Source organism: Kitasatospora sp. NPDC088160, from assembly GCF_044741445.1.
Taxonomy (GTDB): domain Bacteria; phylum Actinomycetota; class Actinomycetes; order Streptomycetales; family Streptomycetaceae; genus Kitasatospora.
Window position 1 is genome coordinate 1 of the sequence record NZ_JBIUSS010000037.1, and the last position, 18,711, is coordinate 18,711.

Annotated in this window: 23 protein-coding genes; 9 read left to right on the forward strand and 14 right to left on the reverse strand. The window is 69.8% G+C overall.

Going from position 1 to position 18,711, the window contains the following annotated elements; translation table 11 throughout:
- Positions 1 to 279 precede the first annotated feature (279 nt).
- On the reverse strand, positions 280 to 495 hold the full coding sequence (locus tag ACIOGZ_RS38310) for a hypothetical protein (RefSeq protein ID WP_363586085.1): 216 nt from the start codon (positions 493 to 495) through the stop codon (positions 280 to 282).
- A 134-nt stretch (positions 496 to 629) separates the two neighbouring features.
- On the opposite strand from ACIOGZ_RS38310, the gene ACIOGZ_RS38315 reads away from it, so the two are divergent.
- Both ACIOGZ_RS38315 and ACIOGZ_RS38320 read left to right on the forward strand, forming a co-directional pair.
- The gene (locus ACIOGZ_RS38315; RefSeq protein ID WP_400812409.1) at positions 630 to 932 is read left to right on the forward strand and encodes a hypothetical protein; all 303 of its coding nucleotides are present in this window, start codon (positions 630 to 632) and stop codon (positions 930 to 932) included.
- Positions 925 to 1,188: a hypothetical protein gene (locus ACIOGZ_RS38320; protein WP_363633140.1), complete on the forward strand. Its 264-nt coding sequence runs from the start codon at positions 925 to 927 to the stop codon at positions 1,186 to 1,188. Before ACIOGZ_RS38315 ends, ACIOGZ_RS38320 begins: the two co-directional genes overlap by 8 nt.
- Positions 1,189 to 1,515: 327 nt before the next feature.
- Here the strand turns inward: ACIOGZ_RS38320 and ACIOGZ_RS38325 are convergent, their stop codons facing one another.
- On the reverse strand, positions 1,516 to 2,355 hold the full coding sequence (locus ACIOGZ_RS38325) for an IS5 family transposase (RefSeq protein ID WP_400989317.1): 840 nt from the start codon (positions 2,353 to 2,355) through the stop codon (positions 1,516 to 1,518).
- Between the two features lie 60 nt (positions 2,356 to 2,415).
- Between ACIOGZ_RS38325 and ACIOGZ_RS38330 the strand changes: the two genes are divergently transcribed.
- A complete protein-coding gene (locus tag ACIOGZ_RS38330) occupies positions 2,416 to 2,742 on the forward strand; it encodes a hypothetical protein (RefSeq protein ID WP_400812412.1) in 327 nt (108 codons plus the stop codon).
- Between the two features lie 1,725 nt (positions 2,743 to 4,467).
- On the opposite strand, the gene ACIOGZ_RS38335 is transcribed toward ACIOGZ_RS38330, so the two are convergent.
- A complete protein-coding gene (locus tag ACIOGZ_RS38335; protein ID WP_363586080.1) occupies positions 4,468 to 4,803 on the reverse strand; it encodes a hypothetical protein in 336 nt (111 codons plus the stop codon).
- A 110-nt stretch (positions 4,804 to 4,913) separates the two neighbouring features.
- Between ACIOGZ_RS38335 and ACIOGZ_RS38340 the strand changes: the two genes are divergently transcribed.
- Entirely contained in the window at positions 4,914 to 5,129 is a 216-nt protein-coding gene (locus ACIOGZ_RS38340) for a hypothetical protein (protein ID WP_363633135.1), read from the forward strand.
- A 242-nt stretch (positions 5,130 to 5,371) separates the two neighbouring features.
- Here the strand turns inward: ACIOGZ_RS38340 and ACIOGZ_RS38345 are convergent, their stop codons facing one another.
- Positions 5,372 to 5,644 carry a hypothetical protein gene (locus ACIOGZ_RS38345; RefSeq protein WP_400989320.1) on the reverse strand — a complete coding sequence of 91 codons (273 nt, stop codon included), beginning with the start codon at positions 5,642 to 5,644 and terminating at the stop codon, positions 5,372 to 5,374.
- A gap of 9 nt (positions 5,645 to 5,653) precedes the next feature.
- Between ACIOGZ_RS38345 and ACIOGZ_RS38350 the strand changes: the two genes are divergently transcribed.
- Together ACIOGZ_RS38350 and ACIOGZ_RS38355 are read left to right on the forward strand one after the other, a co-directional pair.
- Positions 5,654 to 5,797 carry a hypothetical protein gene (locus ACIOGZ_RS38350; protein WP_400989322.1) on the forward strand — a complete coding sequence of 48 codons (144 nt, stop codon included), beginning with the start codon at positions 5,654 to 5,656 and terminating at the stop codon, positions 5,795 to 5,797.
- A 143-nt stretch (positions 5,798 to 5,940) separates the two neighbouring features.
- Positions 5,941 to 6,144, forward strand: coding sequence for a cold-shock protein (locus ACIOGZ_RS38355; RefSeq protein WP_363586077.1), 204 nt, complete (start codon positions 5,941 to 5,943; stop codon positions 6,142 to 6,144).
- 45 nt (positions 6,145 to 6,189) lie between these two features.
- Here ACIOGZ_RS38355 and ACIOGZ_RS38360 read toward each other — a convergent pair whose 3' ends face one another.
- Positions 6,190 to 6,387 carry a hypothetical protein gene (locus ACIOGZ_RS38360; RefSeq protein WP_363633129.1) on the reverse strand — a complete coding sequence of 66 codons (198 nt, stop codon included), beginning with the start codon at positions 6,385 to 6,387 and terminating at the stop codon, positions 6,190 to 6,192.
- Between the two features lie 593 nt (positions 6,388 to 6,980).
- On the opposite strand from ACIOGZ_RS38360, the gene ACIOGZ_RS38365 reads away from it, so the two are divergent.
- Positions 6,981 to 7,493 (forward strand): hypothetical protein, encoded by a 513-nt coding sequence (locus ACIOGZ_RS38365; protein ID WP_400989324.1) that lies wholly within the window; start codon positions 6,981 to 6,983, stop codon positions 7,491 to 7,493.
- A 729-nt stretch (positions 7,494 to 8,222) separates the two neighbouring features.
- Here ACIOGZ_RS38365 and ACIOGZ_RS38370 read toward each other — a convergent pair.
- Complete coding sequence (locus tag ACIOGZ_RS38370) at positions 8,223 to 8,948, reverse strand: hypothetical protein (RefSeq protein ID WP_400989325.1); 726 nt, start codon at positions 8,946 to 8,948, stop codon at positions 8,223 to 8,225.
- Positions 8,949 to 9,158: 210 nt separating this feature from the next.
- Positions 9,159 to 10,421 carry a beta-ketoacyl-[acyl-carrier-protein] synthase family protein gene (locus tag ACIOGZ_RS38375; RefSeq protein ID WP_400989327.1) on the reverse strand — a complete coding sequence of 421 codons (1,263 nt, stop codon included), beginning with the start codon at positions 10,419 to 10,421 and terminating at the stop codon, positions 9,159 to 9,161.
- A 66-nt stretch (positions 10,422 to 10,487) separates the two neighbouring features.
- Between ACIOGZ_RS38375 and ACIOGZ_RS38380 the strand changes: the two genes are divergently transcribed.
- Positions 10,488 to 11,105 carry a TetR/AcrR family transcriptional regulator C-terminal domain-containing protein gene (locus ACIOGZ_RS38380; RefSeq protein WP_363586073.1) on the forward strand — a complete coding sequence of 206 codons (618 nt, stop codon included), beginning with the start codon at positions 10,488 to 10,490 and terminating at the stop codon, positions 11,103 to 11,105.
- Between the two features lie 250 nt (positions 11,106 to 11,355).
- Here the strand turns inward: ACIOGZ_RS38380 and ACIOGZ_RS38385 are convergent, their stop codons facing one another.
- Together ACIOGZ_RS38385 and ACIOGZ_RS38390 are read right to left on the reverse strand one after the other, a co-directional pair.
- Positions 11,356 to 11,658, reverse strand: a complete 303-nt coding sequence (locus tag ACIOGZ_RS38385) for a DUF6980 family protein (protein WP_400989328.1) — start codon at positions 11,656 to 11,658, stop codon at positions 11,356 to 11,358.
- A 153-nt stretch (positions 11,659 to 11,811) separates the two neighbouring features.
- Positions 11,812 to 12,723, reverse strand: coding sequence for an aminoglycoside phosphotransferase family protein (locus ACIOGZ_RS38390; RefSeq protein WP_363586071.1), 912 nt, complete (start codon positions 12,721 to 12,723; stop codon positions 11,812 to 11,814).
- Positions 12,724 to 13,235: 512 nt separating this feature from the next.
- Between ACIOGZ_RS38390 and ACIOGZ_RS38395 the strand changes: the two genes are divergently transcribed.
- A complete protein-coding gene (locus ACIOGZ_RS38395) occupies positions 13,236 to 13,664 on the forward strand; it encodes a hypothetical protein (protein WP_363586070.1) in 429 nt (142 codons plus the stop codon).
- 916 nt (positions 13,665 to 14,580) lie between these two features.
- Here ACIOGZ_RS38395 and ACIOGZ_RS38400 read toward each other — a convergent pair.
- From ACIOGZ_RS38400 to ACIOGZ_RS38420, 5 genes are all read right to left on the reverse strand, one after another.
- Positions 14,581 to 15,033 (reverse strand): hypothetical protein, encoded by a 453-nt coding sequence (locus ACIOGZ_RS38400; protein ID WP_400811950.1) that lies wholly within the window; start codon positions 15,031 to 15,033, stop codon positions 14,581 to 14,583.
- A 1,245-nt stretch (positions 15,034 to 16,278) separates the two neighbouring features.
- Positions 16,279 to 16,494 (reverse strand): hypothetical protein, encoded by a 216-nt coding sequence (locus ACIOGZ_RS38405; RefSeq protein ID WP_363633117.1) that lies wholly within the window; start codon positions 16,492 to 16,494, stop codon positions 16,279 to 16,281.
- A gap of 241 nt (positions 16,495 to 16,735) precedes the next feature.
- Complete coding sequence (locus ACIOGZ_RS38410; protein WP_363633115.1) at positions 16,736 to 16,894, reverse strand: hypothetical protein; 159 nt, start codon at positions 16,892 to 16,894, stop codon at positions 16,736 to 16,738.
- A 309-nt stretch (positions 16,895 to 17,203) separates the two neighbouring features.
- Positions 17,204 to 17,449, reverse strand: a complete 246-nt coding sequence (locus tag ACIOGZ_RS38415) for a hypothetical protein (protein ID WP_363633113.1) — start codon at positions 17,447 to 17,449, stop codon at positions 17,204 to 17,206.
- Between the two features lie 243 nt (positions 17,450 to 17,692).
- Positions 17,693 to 18,082 carry a hypothetical protein gene (locus tag ACIOGZ_RS38420; protein ID WP_400989331.1) on the reverse strand — a complete coding sequence of 130 codons (390 nt, stop codon included), beginning with the start codon at positions 18,080 to 18,082 and terminating at the stop codon, positions 17,693 to 17,695.
- Between the last annotated feature and the right edge of the window lie 629 nt (positions 18,083 to 18,711).

An 18,711-nucleotide genomic window follows, 5' to 3' on the forward strand; every position in this document is an offset into this window, starting at 1 on the left:
CCTCACAGCACACGACTACCGGGACCAACCCTCCAACGGCAGGCGAACGCTACTGCTTCACCCATCCGAGCGACATCACGAATTCAACTTCAGTATCCCGGACGACAAGCTCACGCGGGACGAACCACGCTCAGCGACAACCCGGTGTGGGACGCCACCCCTGGCTCGTCACCGGAACGACAACCTTGGATAGATTCGCGACCGCTTCGAGGCGGCTCGGCCTTGGTCCGGTTTATGAAACCTGCGCAGGTCAGAGCTGTGTGGAATGGTCGGAGCGGGTCAAATCTGCCGGTCCGGGTCGGAGAAGGTCAGGCCGGCGGCGAGCGGGCGCCGCGCCGGGGCGGGCGCTGGCGCGGTCTCGCCAGGCGGCTGGCGGAAGTCCGCGCCCTGCTCCACTGGCAGCAGCTGGCGCCCGCCGGACTGGGCAGGCGCGGGAGCGTCGGCGGCGGGCTCGGAGAATGCGGGCAGCCCGAGGCTGCGGCGGTTGGCGGTCATGATGACAGTCTCGCAGGACCAGCCAACTCCCGGACGCAGCCGGTGGAGATCGGGAGTGGCCATGGCGGGCGCGGCCCTGCGACCGGCCGGCACCCGATACCGTGGTGCCGAGAGGCAGAGGCAGGAGGAACCCGATGAGCCTCCAACCCATGTACCATCACCACCCACCGCAGCCCCGAGTGCCGCGCATCCCCGACGGCATCACCGCCGCCCTGCAGGGCGGGCGCCGGATTGAGTTCTACCGCGAACTCGGCCAGGCCCCCATCGACCAGGCCGAGCAGGTCCTCAACCGCTGGTGGTGCGAGGCCGAAATGGACACCGACCCCGACCAGGACCGCATCATCGCCGCCGCCCGCAACGCCACCCTGCCCACCACCACCATGGCCGACGTCCTACGGCTGCGCCGTGAGCGGGGCGGGGACCTGCCGGGTGAGTGACGAAGAGCCGGACGGCCTGTGGCCGGTCCTGCCGTCCGAAGCCGTCCAGGACGCCCTGTCCGATCCCGGCCTGCCGGTCGACCTGTTCTCCGCGATCGTCGCGATCGCCGAGAACCCATGGCTGCCGGAGAGCAGCGCCCGCGACAGCGCCGGCGACTGGCGTCGACTCCCGATCCCCCACGGACGCGGCCTGGCCGAGTACGTCATCGACACTCACAGCCACCTCGTACACCTCACCCGCATCATTCCCCTCTGACGGGCCGCCGCCTCGCCGCCCGAACCTGCCTCGCGCCGATCGCTGGCGCGGACGGCCGAGAGGCCGCCGGATTCCTGGTCACGGCCGTGAGGCAGGAGCCAGAAGACGCGCGGACGGGCTGCTGTCCGAGGCGCGCGTTAACCTGCCAGGGCAATCCCTGGCAGGCGCAGGGACTCGGAGGAGGTTCTGCTCTCCGGTTCCGCCGCCGGATTCAGCGGGCCGACGCGGTGGAGACGGCGGCGCGAACCCGCACGACGGTAGTCTCCGGGCGGCACACCGGATCGGGCCTCAGTGGGCGTTTAGTGTGGGCTAATTGCACCTTATGCCCTAGTAGGTTCCTCGCCAGGTTGGTGTGCTTTCGTCCGCTATGCGCTTGGTGAGGTTGTCGATCGAGGCGACGTGGATCATGGCCTCGGAGCTGGCCGGGAGGGTCTCGTAGTCGCGGGCGAGGCGCCGCCGCAGCATGATCCACCCGAGACTCCGTTCGACCACCCACCGCCTTTTCGCAACATGGAATCCAGGGATGTCGGACTTCCGGTGGACGACTTCGACGTCGATTCCGAGGCCGGCTCCATGCTCGACCATGGCGTTCTTGAAGCCGGTGTCGACCCAACTCTTGGAGATGCTCGGATAGGTCTTCTTGGCCTGATCAAGGAGCTGTATTCCCACGGCGTTCTCGGACAGGCTCGCGGCAGTGACGACCACGGCGAGGATCAGGCCGATCGTGTCAGTGAGGATCCCCCGCTTCCGACCGACGATCTTCTTCGCGGCGTCGGTTCCCTGGCTGGTCACGGGCACATTGGTGGAGGTCTTCACACTCTGGGTGTCGATCACCGAGGCAGTCGGCTCGGGCTTGCGGCCTTCCTTCACCCGGGCCAGTCCGGTGAGATCGTAGTTCAGCTGGGCGAAGATTCCCTCGTCGCGCCACGCGGCATAGTAGGCGTAGACGGTGCCGTGGTTGGGGAAGTCGTGTGGAAGGTATTTCCAGGGGATTCCGGTTCGGTTGACGTAGAGGATCGCGTTGAAGACGTCGCGCAGGTCGACTTTCGCCGGCTGTCCGGTGGGCCTGCGGTCGAGCCGGGCCTTTCTCCAGGCCGTCAGAGTCGGCTCTATCAGGGCCCATCGGGTGTCGGACAGGTCGCTGGGGTACGGCTTGCCCTGGGCCATGACACAGCGTCAGCAGCAACAAGCCGGAGGATGCCGTTCCGCTGCTGATCGGGCGATTCCATGACGTCTACAGACCAGACGGACTTCGAGCAGCTGGAAGCCGTCCGCACGGCCAACGCCGCGCTGCGCCCGTGCTGGACGTGCCGGGGCTCGATCGGCGGTAAGGAGGGCTCGAAGCTGGAGCTGCGGGAGAAGGCCGGCCCCGACCGGCTGGAGCGCCCGGGGTGCGTGCAGGCCCGCACCGCAAAGGACCTGGGTCTGTTGGTGCTGCCCGCTCCGAACAAGCGGGAGCTGGTGACCGCGTTGGTGTCCGCTCCGGACGATCCGTGGCGGGAGGTGCGGGTTTTGCACGTCAGGCTCTATCCGGTTCGGGACCGTGGGGTGTGACTGCTGCTGCCCTCACCTGCGCCGTGGGTCCGTGCATGGCGCGTCCCGTCGCCTGGTCGTGCCTGCCCAGTCTCACTGATCATGGCGGTGGCGCTCGTGCTGGGCTGAGGCTCGTGTCGAGCGGCACCAAAGAGTGCAGTACCGCAGGGAACAGTGCAGTAGGTAGTTCAGTGCCGCGCGGAAGAGTGCAGTCGGCTGGACTTTCGCCAACGTCTCCGCTGGTCAACGGACTTTCCGCCTCATCAGCGGACCGCCCGTCCGCCAGCGCGGGTCGAACCTTGCTCATCGGCTTGCGCCCTTCCGCGCGGTCGACGGCACCCGGCCCACCGCACGAAACAGTGCAGTCCGCAGGTCAGCGGGCTGCCGACTGCACTCTTCCGCGCCGCTCAACAGCTCGCCAGGTTTCATGAGACGGATCGGGGATGCCAAGCTCAGGGATCATGGCATTTCTTGACTGGCGCCATCGGTGTCGTCCCCGGGTGAGTTTGACCGCATCCCGTTTGGGGCACGACGTGCTCTCACGCGCGGTTGTCGCGCTCACGTGGGAGGCACGTGTCCGACGGCGGTTCCCACACGAGTCCTTCCGCCTCCAAACTGTCGATGATCCACTTCCGGCCAGTCTCCCCTGCCACTGCCCAGGTGTATTCCATACAGCGGCGCCGCTTCCGGCGGAGCCTCCACAGCCTCGTTCGCCCACGAGGCCCTGCCAGGTTGTGCACGAGGTCGGCAAGCCACCCGATGCAGACGACATAGTCATCGCCCATCCACTGGTAGAAGGGCTGTCGCCGCCGGGCCATAGCGCGAATCTGAATCACAGCGAGGTACGTCAGGGCCGCAGCGGCCTCGTCATCATCTACCGCCTTCATAGCGAGTCCCCTCTCCTCCAAGCCGCCGAGTCCCACCCTGCCAAACTCCAGTGGCAGGAAACTACCGGTCGTCAACGCTCAGTGGCGAACGGTCAGGGTCCAGTGACGCCGGACAGAGTGGTTCGCCACCGGCCAGGCTCGCCGAGACTCCGCCAACGCCCAGTGCGAGCCCGGGACCGCGACCGGCAGGGCCAGACGTCCTTTGAGCGGGCGTGTGCTCACCGGGTGAGACCCACGTCAGGGAGGGCTTGGAGGGGGGTAGGCCGGATGGTTCGTGCCGGATGTGGTCCGGTAGGCGCGGTGCTTTCGTGGCTGGCAGCAGGTGGCGCCGGCCGCTCTCACCCGAAGGATGGACGTTCATGCCTGCTGCGCGTAGGGCCACGGTCGCTGCGGTACTTCTCGCCACGGTCGCCTTCACTCTTCCCGCTGCCGCCACCAGCGCGGACGCCGCGGAACCGGGGGTGACATGCGATGACGGCGTCGATACCGGCACGTTCTTTCCCGGGCTGGATGACGTTCCGAAGGACGAGGTCGTCACCCACGCCGAGGTGGGCGGAAACTGTTCGGGGTCCACCGCCGAGGGTCTGGCCTCGTTCACCGGCAGCTTCACCGGCATCTCCTGTGGCGGCCCTCACGGGTCGGACTCCCTCGGGTCGGGCACCGAGATTCTGACCTGGAACGACGGTTCGACCTTGACCTGGCAGTTTGACGGACCCTACCTGGACCATTCCCCCAGCGGGATGTACATCGATTACGGCGGCCGGGTCACCGCCAGCCGCTACCAGGGCCTGAGTCTCAACTCTCGTCTGAGTTGGCAGAGCTCAACCCGAGCAATAGTCAATACCTGTGGATGGCTTGGTCATGGCCGCGGGTTGGTTCCCCGGATGGCCTGCCAGCCGGAGTGCGGGGCAGCCGAGGTCAGGAGTTGTACTCCTGTGCCCCGGAGAGTCGCCAGCCCGGTGTGGACGGGGTCGAGTTCGTCGACGGATCGTCCGAAGTAGGCGAGGATCTGCGTCAGCTCCAGGTCGATGGCTTCTGCCGAGTCGCGGATGTGGTCGAAGCGGGCGCCGCGACGGACCGGGCCGAGGATGCAGCGCACCGTGGCCATGGCCTCAGCCGAGTTCACGATGGTGACCTGGTCGATCTGCAGTTCCACCTCGGCTGTGTGGCTGCCAGGGCTGAGGAGCTCGGTCACGCCGCCACCTCGGTGCGCTCGACCAGGGCGCTGTTCTCGAACCTGCCGCCGGCGCGGACCACGGCGACCAGGTGGGCGCCGGTGATCGCGCGCCAGCGGTCCAATCCAAGGTGGCACCCACCCACAACTGGTTCACCCTCCTCGACGTCGGAGACTTCGGCTGGCGCTTGGTCCACGGATATCTCGACGGCGCTCAAGGGGAGAATTATTCCATTTTCAAGCCGTACGACTGCATCGGCATGGACACCAGCGGTTACTTGCCCGCACAGGTATGGGGTTCCCAAAAGATGGCCCCGAATGTTCTCTTCCTCGGCAAGGCCCCCTGACCGAAGTAGGACGTGAACTTGGGCCCTGCCTCCGGAAGCGTGAATATGGACGGATGGTGATGTCGTCAGCGAGTGTGCAGGATGCGGTGCCGCAGGAGGTCCTGGACGGCGGCGTAACGCTCGCGGGTCCGTCGCACGATGAGGCGATGCGGATAGCTCCTGGGTTCGGCCGGCTCGGCTCGTGACCTCTCCTCGTCCGAAAGGCGCCCACCGCGTTCGGCCTCCCTGGACCCAGGTGTTCGCTACCGGGGCGGGCGCCGTTTGAACGGCACGACGTTGGGGCCATCGGTCGTGAGTTCGTCGCGCAGGCTCTGGTTCTCCAGAGTGAGCTGGTTGACCACGCGGACCATGGCGGGAACGTCGACCCGGAGCTGGCTGAGCTCCTTGTTCTTCGCGGCGACGGTCTTCTTCAGCTTGGCGATCGTGGCCCGCAAGCGGGCTTCGGTGTCCAGGACGGCACCGCGCTGCTGGACGTGCTCGTAGAACTCGTTGCGCAGGTCCGGGTGGCCTTGCACGCCGAAGGCATGAGCCCCAGCCGTCCCAGCCCGTCGGCGCCGGGTTCACCACTGTTCCAGGAACGCACGCAGCTCGTCGCGCTGACGGGCTTCGTCGGCGAGGACGGCAGCCAGAACACGTCCCTGCGCCGGCCCGGGGGAGCAGCTGCATGATCTCTGCTGTCGTGGGTACCGTCTGAGTTAGCAGTCGTGGATCCGAAGTACCGCAGCACCGGCAGTCGGAGGACCAGGGCGATCACCTCAACCCCAGGGGTACGCACCAGCGCGTATCTCGTCCCCGACCAGGGAGCAGCAGCATGGCCACCGGCACCGTGAAGTGGTTCAACGCCGAGAAGGGCTTCGGTTTCATCGAGCAGGACGGCGGCGGCCCGGACGTCTTCGCCCACTACTCCAACATCGACTCGCAGGGCTTCCGTGAGCTCCAGGAGGGCCAGAAGGTGACCTTCGACGTCACCCAGGGCCAGAAGGGCCCCCAGGCCGAGCACATCCGCCCCGCCTGACGTTCGCAGCACGACGCCCCGTACCGGTCTGGTGCGGGGCGTTCGTCATGCTCGGACCTGGTCGTGCCGGTCAGCCGGCACGCGGCGCAGCAACTGGGCGGCGAGCTCGGTGTCCAGGCGCTCGGCGTCGCCGGGGAAGCCGTGGCTGGCTCGCAGCGCGGCGCGCAGTTCCTGCAGCGTGTCCATCGGCGGCAGACCGAGACGGCCGCCGCCGGGCCCGTGTTCGGCGGGCTGGGCGCTCATCCCCACTCCCCCTTCTCTCTGTCGGCTGTGCCCGGCGCCACGCCGGGCCCGGGTCGGTGGGGCGTCCTGGCGCTACAGGTGCGGACCAACCATCAACACGGTGACCGTGCCATCCCTCTCGGCGTCGCCCTGGTGACCGTCGGCGTCGAGGTGGTCGTAGGTCCAGAACAGGCGCCAGGCGCTGGCACCCAGGTCGACGTACGACGTCCACGCCCGGCACCCGCCGTGGCAGGCCGGGGTGGCGGGGGTCGGCGGCCCGCACCTGTAGGGCGCGGCAGCTGACCGGTGCGCTGCGCGAGTCGGTGGAGCAGGTGCGCACCGCCGTCCTGGTGCTGGCCGAGCGGATGCGCAGCGCTGCACGCTGCTTTTCTGTCCTCGACCTGGCCGGTCTAGGACATGCGGACCCGCCTGGCGCGGCGGGCGGTGCGGGCCGAGTTGTCGGCCGTGGACGACAACCGGGTTCCCCAAGGACGGCAAGGCCTCGCCAGGGGTCGCCCGGCAGTACTCCGGCGCCCCTGGCACCGCGCCGCTGCCTGGCGATGGGCACCGCTAGGATCCGGGAGACGTCAGGGGACGGCGGACGGAGTCAGGGCATGGGCGGCGCGGACGAGGCAGCGGTCAAACGGAAGTTGGGGATCGAGACCTGGCGGAGCATGTCCAAGAACAGGGTGCTCAAGTTCGCGGCCGCGATGCCTGAGATGGCCACCGGGGTGCGGCTCAAGCTCATCGAGCAGTTCCCCGCCTTCAAGGACCTGGGCAAGGCCGACATCGATGCGGTCAAGGAGGCCCACAAGTCCACGCTCGCGGCCAACGAGAACAGCCAGGAGCACTTCTACCGGGCTTCGCAGGACCAGCGGGACGCCCTGCGGGCCGACCTCGGTCGGGACGACCTCAGCTGGGAGCAGCGGGAGGCCCTCCACGACCGTCTCGACCGGAACGTGCGGCAAGTGTCTGAGAAGGACAGCGAGAGCAAGCAGTTCCTGGGGACAGGGATGAAGGTGGTGGCAGCCGCCGGTGCGGCCGCTCTCGCACTGAGCGTGGTCTTCGTCGGCGGCAAGGTCGGTGGTGCGAGCGAGGGTGGTTCCGAGGGGGCCCAGCAGGACTAGCTAGCGCTGGGCGGCTGAACCACCCGGTCTCTCCAGCGCACGCCTGCCACCTGGCGGCCCCCGGGTCGCGGCGAGGCGCAGCACGGCCGCGCCCGGGAACGTCGGGGGTGCGTTCCGTGCGGGCCCGGCCGGTGGGAGGCCAGCAGCGCCGGGGTCACGGCGCGGCTGCTCTGCTCGGCGCCCTGGTGGTGCTGTGACGGGACCACCGTGGCGGGAATGCTAGACCTGTCTCCCGCCCGGGAATAGGGCTGCGACCTGCGGGGGCGGAGCACTCCGCGGCCCACCCGGGCGATGCGGCAGGCCGCGACGGCGGCCCGGTAGCCAACCGTACCCGGCGGAGCGGGAGGGCAGCAGGCGCGCCCGGCCGGGGGTGGGGAAGACCGAAGGGGAAGGGACGGAGACCTGGCTCGCGGGCTGGCGGGGCATCGTGGCGCTACAGGTGCGCCGTACGTGAACTCCTCGAGGCAGGAGCCCACGCTGAGGTGCGGCAGCAGTAGCGCCCACAGACCGCTTTCACGGAGGCGCGGGCAGGGCCGATTCCAGGAGGCGCCAACAACGCCTTCGACGGCGCCGCTGGTCGCGACTCCAGCTACGAGGGGAATGGCGTAACAATCTCCGAGAGCGGGAGGACTCCGGCGACTACCACCGCCCGCGCGGAGCTCTCGGCGGCCAGGCGCCCTATGAACGGCTCAAGCAGAAGATCCCGACGAGGCTTCGGCGGGTGCACATTTAGCCGTTGACGGCGTAGACGCGGACCGGGTCTTTCCCGCTGATCAGGTGGAACCGGGCGGGGTCCGTGTTGACCGCCTTGGCGATCTCGCCGTCCCGCCAGTTGGACGGATCGAGCGCGAGGTACTGCGCACCGCTGCGTCGCAGGTCGGTGTAGAGGGCGTTGAGGTCGTCGGTGGCCGTGACCTGGACAAGCTTGCGTTCCATCTTGAGGCCGATGAGCGGCAGCCGGATGTCCGGTCCCTGGTCCGTGATCGCGATGACCGATCCGTGGGGCAGGCTCCGCACATGGCCGAACGTGTTCCACGGCCAGACCTGGTCCTGCTGCTTGCGGCGGTGGCGCATCAGGTCGATCGTCTCGTTCACGGTGTAGTAGTGCGGCGCGATCTCCGTCGCCGACACGTGGACGGGTTCGGTTGTCTTCCACACCGAGTCGGCGCTGGTCCCTGCCAGGCCGAACCCGACGGCCACCGCGACCGCCCACCGGACGTATCCCGCCACGCCCGTCGGTCGCTGCCTGGTCCCGGTGATCCAGGTCAGGAACACCGCGAGGAAGACACCGCCGAGGATCGTCAGGTGGATCGTGTAGCGCGCCCACCACGGGCCCGGGCTGCGCGGCGCTTGCTCTTGCCTTTGCGGCGCGAGGTCACAATCTCGTCGCTCGTGGGCGTTGCGAGGGGCCGGCCGCTTGTGGGCGTGCCGCATCTCCTCAATGTGTGTGACCACGTCGGCTGGTGTCGTGTTCGGCTGATGGTGTGGCGTCGAGCTTCGGTCAGTCAACCCGTGTTCGGCGTGTCGCGGGTGCCGGTTCACCCGTTTCGGCGCCGTTGCTCAGGAAGTCCCCGTCCCTGCGGGTGATATGTGTGATCGGACGGGTCTTGCAATGTTCGATCACGCGGTGGCGGCCCTGTGGGGGCAGTGGTGGGTTCGCGTGGGTCATGGTGTCGTCGAGGCGGTGCGGGACGTGTGGTGTTGTGCGCGGGTGACAATGAGTGAGACGTTCTGTCCGCCGAAGCCGAATGAGTTGCTGAGTACGGCCTCCTGGGGGATGTCTCGTCGTGCTGTGGCGACATCGAGGTCGATGTCGGGTCCGATGCCGGCTGCGGTGAGGTTGCGGGTCGGCGGGATGACGCCGTGTTCCACGCTGAGGACGGCGATGAGCGCCTCTATCGCACCGGCCGCGCCGAAGAGGTGGCCGAGTGCCGCCTTGGGGGCTGTGACGGTGGCGCGGCCGAAGACCTTTCTGATCGCGTGTGCCTCGGCGGTGTCGCCGGCCGGGGTTCCGGTGGCGTGGGCGTTGATGTGGCTGATCTGCTCGGGAGTCAAACCGGCTTGGGCGAGGGCCTTGCGCATGGCGGAGACCTGGCCGGAGCCGTCGGGAGCGGGTGCCGTGATGTGGTGGGCGTCGGCGGCGATGCCGGCTCCCGCGAGCACGGCGTGGACGTGTGCGCGTCGGCGGCTGGCATGCTCGGCGCTTTCGAGTACCACGACGGCGGCGCCTTCGCTGAGGACGAATCCGCTGCGGTCCGCGGCGAACGGCCGGGACGCCGAGGCGGGTTCGGCGGTGTACCGCGACAGTGCTTGCGCCTGGGCGAAGCCGGCGACGGTGATCGGGGTGATCGCGGCCTCGGTCCCGCCCGCGATGACCACGTCCGCCTCGCCGGCACGGATGAGTCTGGCCCCCAGGGCGATCGCCTCGGCGCCGGAGGAGCATGCCGAGACAGGTGTGTAGGCCCCGGCCCGTGCGCCGTATTCGATGCTGATCAGCGCCGCTGCCGCGTTGGGCATGAGCATCGGTACCGTGCGTGGTGAGACGCGCCGTGTCCCGGCCGTCTCCAGTACGTCGTCTTCCTTCAGTAGCGTTCGGACGCCCCCGATGCCCGTGCCGATCGCTGATGCGAGCCGGTCCGGGTCGACCTGCGGGGCGCCGGCGTCGGCCCAGGCTTCGGCCGCTGCGGTGAAGGCTGCCTGCTGTGAGCGGTCGAGCCGCCTGGCCTGCGCCGGCGGCAGCGACTGGGCGGGGTCGATCGCCATCGTCCCTGCGGCGGTGTCGGGAAGGCCGGCGTCCTTGTGGCCGCGCAGGGCGCCGCCGCGGATGCCCGACCCTCCGGCGAGCAGGGCTTTCCAGGTGGACTCCACGTCTGCGCCGAGTGGTGTGATCGCGCCGAGTCCGGTGACGACGACTTCAGTCCTGTGCATGCCCTTCAACCTTTCTTGTATGCGATACAAGCGAACGGGCCTAGTTGTATCACATACAATTCGGGTGTGGAGAAGAAGCGAACCGAAGCCCGACCAACGCCGGCCCGGTCGCGTGACCGCGGTCGCGCGACCAGACGCCAGCTGATCGAGGCAACCGCACGGCTCTGCAAGGAGCGGCCCGGCGCCGAGGTGAGCGTCGCGGAGATCGCGAACGCGGCAGGCGCCTTCCCCAACCAGGTCACCTACCACTTCGGCTCCAAGGACTCGCTGCTCGTGCACGCCGCCTTTCTCGGCTTGCTGCACGACGCCCGACGGATCGAGCGCATCGGTCGCCAAGCCCCCGATGCGGCGACGTTTCGGCGCAACATCGCCCGCGCCGTACTGGCCATGCCCTCGCTCCCATCGGTCGCGCGAGCACTCGCCGCCGGGATCTCCAAGCCCGAACTCGCCCCTGTGGTCGACCGGCACCTCCAGTTGCTGTTCCGGCAATCCCAGCGCTTCGTGAGCCAGCTCGTCGACGGTCGCGGCTGGAGGGTCCGTCGACCGCTCGACGTGGAGGCCAGGACGTTCTGGAGCACCGCGCTCGGCGCAGTGCTGCTCGTCCGCGCCGGGGCACACGGCACTGTCGCCGACCTCGACCTTGCCGGAGCACTGACCATCCACGACGAAACCGAACACGGCTAGCCCGGTCGAACGGGCCTGCGGCGACGACGAACGCGGTTCCCGTCCGAAGGCGGCCCTGTCGTGCGAACGCGGCCCTGTCGCGGCCGGCACGTTCGCGGCCGGCATGTTCGCCGTCGCCGACGAACCCCGTTGCGGCTGGGGCAAGGCGTCAAGAACCTGCTCACCGGCAACAGTCCGGCCTGTTTCAGAAGTGGATCAACGGCTGTCGTCCCTCCTGACGTAGCGAAGCGAGCCAGCCCCCGTGCTGGAACTAGGCAGGAACCTCCTCCTCCCACGGATCGACCCCGCGACGCTCCAGTTCGCCGGACCGGCGATCCCGCTGCGACTCGGGAAGGCCCTGTCCGCGCCAAGGGCAGAAGCCGACCGCGATGCCCGATGCGCCACCGTCATGGATGATCAACCCGCGTTCCTGGAGTCCGGCACTGAACCGAATCAGTGCGTCCGGGCAGCCGAAGGGGCCGCCGTGCCGGTCACCAGGCCAGTTCACCCGGCTCGCCACTGCCTCACAGCAGTTGGGGCGGTGGCGAACCGGGGCGCGGGCGGGGCGGGGCACGGGCGGCCCCCCGCCGGCCCTCTTCTCACCCCGATCCGCCTACGCAAACCACCGCACCCGGACTCCCCCGGGCCCGTCCGGCAGGCTTGCCGGTTCACGGCGCCCGGTCTCGACTGACGCTGACCGTTACCGTCCTGCGCGACGGGGCGGGGGTCAGGTGAGTGCTTCCACGATCCGGGCGCAGCGCACCGGGTCCTCGGTGAAGCCGGCGCGCAGGCCCCATATCCAGTACTCGACGGCTCGCAGTAGTGCCCATTTGCGGGCGCGGTCGGGGTCGAGGTCCGCGGCGTCGGTCAGGGCGTCGATGCACCACTGGACGCGCGAGGGGCCGAGTTCGTCGAACCGGCTCCACAGCAGGGGTGCGACCTGGTATTCGAGGACGCCGCGCACGATCAGCGGGTCGACGACCGACCAGTGTCCGTCGGGGGTGCGCAGGACCTGGTCGTAGTGGAGGTCGTTGTTGACCAGGACGGTGTAGTCGTCGTGGGACAGTTCCTCGGCCAGGTCCAGTGCGTGGTCGAGTGTGTGTCGGGGTATCGGGCGGCCGAGTTCCTCCCACTGGGCGGGGAGTTCTCGTCGGTGGCCCGCAGCGATGTCTGCCGTCGTGCGCAGGCCGTCGGGTGGCTCGATGGCCAGCCGCCGTAGCAGTGTCCCGATCACGGGGACGGCCTGTGTCAGTGGCGCGTCGCGCAGTGGACGGGTGTGGTCGAGGCGTTGCAGCAGCATGACGCCCGCCGTGGTGTCGGTGTCGAGCAGGCGGACCGCGCCGTGGCCGTTCCACAGGCGCAGGGCGAGTACCTGTTCCTGCATCTGCTGGTCGGGCCACGTGACTTTCAGTGCCAGTGGCTCGCCGCCCCGGCGGACCGGCACGACGAGGCTGTTGTAGCCGTGCATGGGTGGCCCGTCGACCTTCAGGTTCCAGCGGTCGCACCATTGGGCGACGGTGTCCGGCAGGGCCGCCAGCCACCGGCGGCCCGCTTCGCCCTCGTGCTGCCAGCGGCCGAAGGCCCGAAGGGATTCGGGTACCTGTGTCAGGCGGTGTTGCTGCGAGCTTCCGGAAGTCACGGCGTCTCCATCCGGCGTCTCCGTTACGGTCTGGTCCAGGCCTTGTCGTCGGGCCCGTTCCTCGCTGATCGATGTGGTGCGGTTGCGGTGCACTGCGGGTGCGGCGCGCCTATCGGCGAGGTGCGGTGCGGTGCGGTGCGTCCGCAGGGGCGGTCGGGTCGACAGGAGATCCTACGCACCGGATGCCCTTGCCTGTCAGGTCAGTTCACGCCGAGGGCCGGAGAACTCCCGTACGGATCCAGGACGGGTGTACCTGTGCGGAGGTGCTTGTGCCGCCCGTCGGCCGTATCCCCGGCCCACGGGAGGGACCACCTCGTCCTGGCCCGTGTGCGGCCCGGGCGGGCGGCCGCCGGAAGCACTCCTGGCCCGTCTCCCGCCCCCTCTGCACCCGGGAACAGTTCCCTGACCGTCTCCCGGCCCTGGGCGGTACCGGGTGGGGTTGTGCAACAGGTCGTCAACAGGTTCCGGTGAAACGGCCACGCAACCGTGGCCCGTGGGCGGATCATGTTCGGGTGCCGATCATTGCGAACCCGCCCCCGCCCCCGCCCGCCAGGCCGCCGTCCTGGGAAGACCGGCTGGAGGCCTGGGTCGGGATATGCGCGGCCCGACTGGCCTTGTGGGGCCACGACTTCACCGACGGCGCGTGGCCCGACACCGAGGACCTCGCCGTCCTGCTCGCCCGAACCGCGGACGAAGTCGCCGAGATCCCCTCGATGCGGCCGGCCCACCAGGCCCTCACCGCCGCCCTCGCCCGCGTCCACGCCGCCGAACGATGGCTCCGCCCCTACAGCGCGGTCTCTCCCTCCATGGCCTGCCACCATCTGCGCCAAGCCGCTGAACACCTCCACGCCGCCCACCGCCACCTCACCGACACCGCGCCCCGAGGCCGTCCCAGCCTTCCACCCCGGCGGGGCCCGGAACACACTCCCCCGAGCCCCTGACCGCACCAACAATCCGACCACCCGCCGACGGGCCGTCAACCCGGCCCGCGAGGGCACGAGGCGGGGAGGAGGCGACCGCGACGACAGTCGGCGATGCGGGGCGGCAGGGCAGCGGGGCGGCAGGGCGGGCAGGCGGGCAGGCGGGGACACCGGGCTCGCCACCATCCTGGCCATGACGGGCACGACGACCATGCGGGCACAGCAGGCCCGAACAGCTCGGCCCCGGGCAGCCCCCCCTTTTTGCCTCATCCGGCCGGGGGACGACAGTGCGGCAGCCAGGCCGGGAGCGAGCCCGAGCGGGGCAGACCGGGGCAGGCGGTCACCGACGACAGACCGGGGCGGCGAACAGGCTCTCACCACCCCCGAGGCGGGGCGGTGACGACGACCGACAAGAGAACCCCGACAACAGGCTGCGGGCGGCGGCGCCGAAGAGAGCAGCGATCGGGACGACGTCATCCCCGGGGCGCAGCAGGATGGGACGGCCGACGCCTGCCACAACTACGGGGGCACGGCCGGGGACGGCGGGAGGACTGCGGGAACAAGGCCCGGTCGGTCGGGGCGCAGCCGGGCAGGCCACGCGGCACCGGGCGGCCCCGATGGCGCGACGCGCGAAACGGGAAATCCTCCTGTCGTGGATGGCTTCAAGGGGTCATCCGGGCGGGAGCACGCCGAAGAATTTCCGGTCCAGCAGCGCTGACGGGGCTGATGGCCGCTGGTATCGGCGACCCGGGGATGGGCAGTCATGAGGCGATCCACCCGCGCACGACTGTCCTGCGTCCCTACCGGGCCGGCCCACGGCAGCCAGGGCGGTCACCGATGGCAGACCAGACCAGCGAACAAGCGCCCCCGCCCCAGGGGACAAAGCGAGCCGGGACAGGCCACGCAGCCGCCGCGGAACAGCCAGGACGGGGTTGGTTCAGGGGCTCGGGCGGTTGCGTCTGGTGGCCGTGTGGAGGAAGCGCAGGGAGATGGCGAGGCCGGCAACGGCGGCGGTGGCCACGAGGATCATCGTGGGCTGGAGGGCGTCGTCGGGGTAATGGCTGCCGGTGACGCGTGAGGCCTCGGGGTCGTCGGCTGCGACCTCCAGCAGGACCGTCGCACCGATGCCCGGTGACCTGACGCCGTGCGGCGTGAGGGAGTCGGTGCTGTAGTCGCGGTCGGCAACCCGGTAGGTGAGCGTGTACCTCGTTCCGCCCTTCATGGCCACAGCAGCGGTGATGGTCGCGTCCACCCGTAACGGTGCGGCGTCGATGCGGCTCGCCGTCCGCCACTGCGACAGTGCCGCGACCGTGCTGAGAACCAGCGCCAGCAGTGCGGCCAGGGCGCCGGTCAACGGGAGGAACCACGCGCGGCGGATCAACGATCTCATGGTCTGTCACGCTACGCGCCGTCACAACGGTGAGTCGAGGAGTACCCAGCCCCCGTCCACCGGACAGACTTCCTTCCGCGGCTGCGCGGTGACGGATTACCGGCCAGCCGAGGCCGACCGGACGGTGTCCGGCCTTTCCCGCCGGCACGCGCCCGCGCCGCGACCTGGCGGCGTGGTACGGATACGACGATACGGACCTGCGAAGCGGGTACTACCACGTCAGGACCCTGCTGGAACGGGCCGTTCGGGCCCTGCGGACCCGGGCCCGCCGAGAACTGCGCAGAGAACTCGGGCCTCTCGACGAACGCATCCTCGCCCGGACAGTCAACGACCCGTTCGCACCGGGTGACCTTCCCTGGTGGAAACGACGGATCGAGATATGACGAGGGGAGAACGCGGACGGGTACCGGGCCGCCGGTCACCCTGGCTGGTCCCGCCGAAAATCCGCAGGTCACATCCTCTGGTCCCTCACGGACCGCCTGCTTCATGAGCTACTGCCGCTGGTCGGACGAGGAAGCGACGCTCCGAGGAACCGGTGGAGTAGGAGGAGGGCTGGGCGACGCTGTGGGAGAAGCGGTCGCCGCCCCGCACGCGATGCGGGCGCGGTCGGGCAGGTCTCGCCGCACAGGAACCCCTTGCGGTGGCGGCATCGACGCGCGGAACGGGAAATCTTCCTGTCATGGATGGCTCTGGAGGGTTAGCAGTACGGGATCGTGCCGAAGAATTTCCGGCCCGGTGGCGCCGGCGGGACCTGGTGCCCGCTGGTACCGGCGTCCCGGGGACGGGTGATCATGAAGCGATCCACCCGCGCACAACCGTCCTGCGTCCGCACCGGGCCGGCCCTGCGGCCTTGGAACCCGGACGGTAACCGCCGGCCGCGAGATCGCCACACCCCGGACCCGACCGGCCAGGCAGGCAGGTGGTCCCGGGTTCCGTCACCGCGAAATGGTGACTGGGCATCACGAACAGACCCGCCGTGCGCGTCGGTCCCCGATACAGTCGGCGACTTCCCGGCCGGCCCAAGGAGGTGGCGTCGAGGATCATCCGGGCGACCTGACGGGCGGCCGGTTCCCGGGACGTCAGCTTCGCGGTGCCCTCGGCTTCGGGGAAACGGGCCTCAATTCGGCCGTACGGGCCTTGACTTCAGCGGCATGCCGGCGCGTGGGCGGCGTGGGCGAGAGCGTCGGCCTGATCGGCCGCGATGGCCGGCGAGCGGGCCGCACCGTGTCGGCGTCTGCTGGCCGCTCAGTCTCCCCGGATGAAGCCGATCTGGATCTCCGCGAGGAACGACCGAACCCCGATGCACGGCCAGCCGGCTGCCTCCACTGCTCTGACGCTCAAGTCGATCTCTTTGCGGATCTTCTTCATCGTCACGCCGGGGCCGTCGATATCAAAAACAGCGGCGAAGTCGGTATCGCCCCGGTCAAAGGCCATCCTGGCGTCCGAAACAAGCTTTTGCATACGCCATGCATGGATCAAATCCCATGGCCATCCCCCTGAGCAGGTGCTGTGTACCTCGGTCCGCCGAGAAACTCGCTCATCAGGAAAGCCTTTACCCGGGCCCCAGTCTCCTAAAGCCCGATCTGGAGGTGCCGTGCCCCGACCCACGGTGGGTCCCTGGGGGCGGAAACCGCCGCCCGATGACCTGCGGTTGGTAGGTTTCCCCCAGGAAAAGCCAGCGGGGCGCCGGTGATGGTCGGTTTCAGGCGAGGCGGCCCGCGCGGGCGGGAGCAGCGGTACCGCTGCCGCGGCGGATCTCGTCGAGGACCGGCGTGCCGCGTTCGTCGCCGCGCAGGGCCAGGGCTGCGGCGGCTTCGAGGCGGGCGTCGAAGTGGGGGTCGGTGAGGTGGGCCGCCAGCACGGCGCGCAGAGCAGGGATGTCCAGCAGGACGCGGGTGCCGAGGGGGAAGTGAGTGAAGCTGTGAAGCGGACCGGGTGACGGAAGCAGGGTCGTCGACCAGGCGCAGAAAAGGACGGCGAGCGTGTCGGGCCGGTCGCCCAGGAGGGCGGGGAACGCCAGAGCGACGCAGTGGCGAACACCCGGGTCCGGGTGGTCGGCGTGGGCCAGGACGGCCGCGAGCTCCTCGCGGGAGCAGTAGCCGGTGAAGGCCGCGATGACGGTGTGCAGGGCGTACGGGTCCTGCTCGGTGTCCAGCCGGGGCCGGAGGAACTATGCGGCCTCCCGGGTGAACGGCGACTCGTCGTCGTTGTCGGCATCGAAGCCGAAGCCGAAGCCGAAGAAGTTGATCACGTCGAACGCGAAGCGCCGGCGATCGAGCTCGCCGCCGTCCTCGGCCTCCTCCGCGACCGCGCGGGCCCAGTCGAACCTGTCCTGGCTCTGCGGCTCGGCGACCCGGAACAACGACGCGAACCAGTCGTCGTGTTCGGGGCCGGCAAGGGCCAGGGCGCGGGCCATCAGCTCGTCCGGCGTGCGGTGGACCGAGTTTCGCCTCCAGGCCGGTGACGACCGCCCGGTGGGCCGGGAGCGGCACCGCCCCAGTGCCCGCACCGGCCCCGGACTTCAGGGCCGCCCGTCTCCGCACAGGGCCCCGGACGTCCGCTCACCGTGGCAGCAGGCGCTCCAGATGGAACTGCGCCCGCCTGTCGGGCTCGGCCTTCAGCGACTGGACCAGGTAGCGCCCGGGCGGGAGCTCGACGGTCAGGTACTCGCCGCGCTCGAGGACGGCTCACCGTCGTAGAAGACGTCCGTGAGCAGGTACCGCCCGGCGGTCAGGTCGAGGAACGGCCCGTCCTCCCACACCCCCGACCGCAGCGCCTCGCGCACCAGCGGCCGGACGTCGTCCGCGCAGTCGAAGTGGAGCGGCCTGACGAACACCCGCTCCTCGGCCGGCCACCCGACCAGCAGCGGCTCCCCGCCCAACACCAGCACGTCCCCGTGCCCGGGCACCGGGTAGGCGGCCGCGTAGTCCGCGGCGGCCTCCAACAAGGCCTCGTCGCAGCCCGTCCACCCCTCGGCGACCGTCTCGGGACACAGCACGAACAGCCCCGAGTCGGTCCCGTCCAGCCAGCCCTGCTCCACGGTCAACATACGGGGGATCCCCGCACGTCAGAGGGGACTGACGGTGCGCGGGCAGGTGGGCCACACGACCCGCGTGTACCAGGCGATCGCTCACGATCCACGCGCCCGGGCGCAGCACGGCGAGCAGGTCCGTATACGCAACGGCCCGCCGCCGCCTTCCTGGAGGAGCAGGTCGTGCGGGCGCTCCCGCCCGCACAGCCGCAACAGCGCCGCCCCGGTCAGCGCCCGAAACTTCCGACAGCAGAACAAAACCAGCGGCCGAAAGCGGCACGGCCCCGCAGGCCACCCCCATCCACCTAGCTGATCACATCGACGCGGGACACCTACCCGGCCGGCCCGAACGAAGACGCCCGGTCTGGGCGGCCGCTTTGTCGAGCGCGACGGTCATCGGGCCGTCTGCTCCTCGGCCGGGCCCTTCTCGCCCGTGTTCTCCGCCAGGACGAGGCCAGCGCTGACGGCGACGTCGAGCACGTGCTCGCAGTACGCCGCCGGTGTCCTCCGGTGGTCCGGGCGCAGCGCGGCGGGTTCGGTCCGGGCCGGAAGCGTGGCGGCGGCGCGGCGTCCGGCGACGGTGGGACACCGCAGGGTGCGAGAGTCCGACCGGGTGGTCGTGCGGGCGGGTCCTCCCCTTCATCCGG

What these genes read in the sequence shown, in the direction of transcription:
- ACIOGZ_RS38310 (WP_363586085.1), bottom strand. Translation starts at nt 495, where the DNA reads ATGACCGCCAACCGCCGCAGCCTCGGGCTGCCCGCATTCTCCGAGCCC.
- ACIOGZ_RS38315 (WP_400812409.1), top strand. Translation starts at nt 630, where the DNA reads ATGAGCCTCCAACCCATGTACCATCACCACCCACCGCAGCCCCGAGTG.
- ACIOGZ_RS38325 (WP_400989317.1), bottom strand. Translation starts at nt 2,355, where the DNA reads ATGGCCCAGGGCAAGCCGTACCCCAGCGACCTGTCCGACACCCGATGG.
- ACIOGZ_RS38330 (WP_400812412.1), top strand. Translation starts at nt 2,416, where the DNA reads ATGACGTCTACAGACCAGACGGACTTCGAGCAGCTGGAAGCCGTCCGC.
- ACIOGZ_RS38350 (WP_400989322.1), top strand. Translation starts at nt 5,654, where the DNA reads ATGAGCCCCAGCCGTCCCAGCCCGTCGGCGCCGGGTTCACCACTGTTC.
- ACIOGZ_RS38355 (WP_363586077.1), top strand. Translation starts at nt 5,941, where the DNA reads ATGGCCACCGGCACCGTGAAGTGGTTCAACGCCGAGAAGGGCTTCGGT.
- ACIOGZ_RS38360 (WP_363633129.1), bottom strand. Translation starts at nt 6,387, where the DNA reads ATGAGCGCCCAGCCCGCCGAACACGGGCCCGGCGGCGGCCGTCTCGGT.
- ACIOGZ_RS38365 (WP_400989324.1), top strand. Translation starts at nt 6,981, where the DNA reads ATGGGCGGCGCGGACGAGGCAGCGGTCAAACGGAAGTTGGGGATCGAG.
- ACIOGZ_RS38375 (WP_400989327.1), bottom strand. Translation starts at nt 10,421, where the DNA reads ATGCACAGGACTGAAGTCGTCGTCACCGGACTCGGCGCGATCACACCA.
- ACIOGZ_RS38400 (WP_400811950.1), bottom strand. Translation starts at nt 15,033, where the DNA reads ATGAGATCGTTGATCCGCCGCGCGTGGTTCCTCCCGTTGACCGGCGCC.
- ACIOGZ_RS38405 (WP_363633117.1), bottom strand. Translation starts at nt 16,494, where the DNA reads ATGCAAAAGCTTGTTTCGGACGCCAGGATGGCCTTTGACCGGGGCGAT.
- ACIOGZ_RS38415 (WP_363633113.1), bottom strand. Translation starts at nt 17,449, where the DNA reads ATGGCCCGCGCCCTGGCCCTTGCCGGCCCCGAACACGACGACTGGTTC.
- ACIOGZ_RS38420 (WP_400989331.1), bottom strand. Translation starts at nt 18,082, where the DNA reads ATGTTGACCGTGGAGCAGGGCTGGCTGGACGGGACCGACTCGGGGCTG.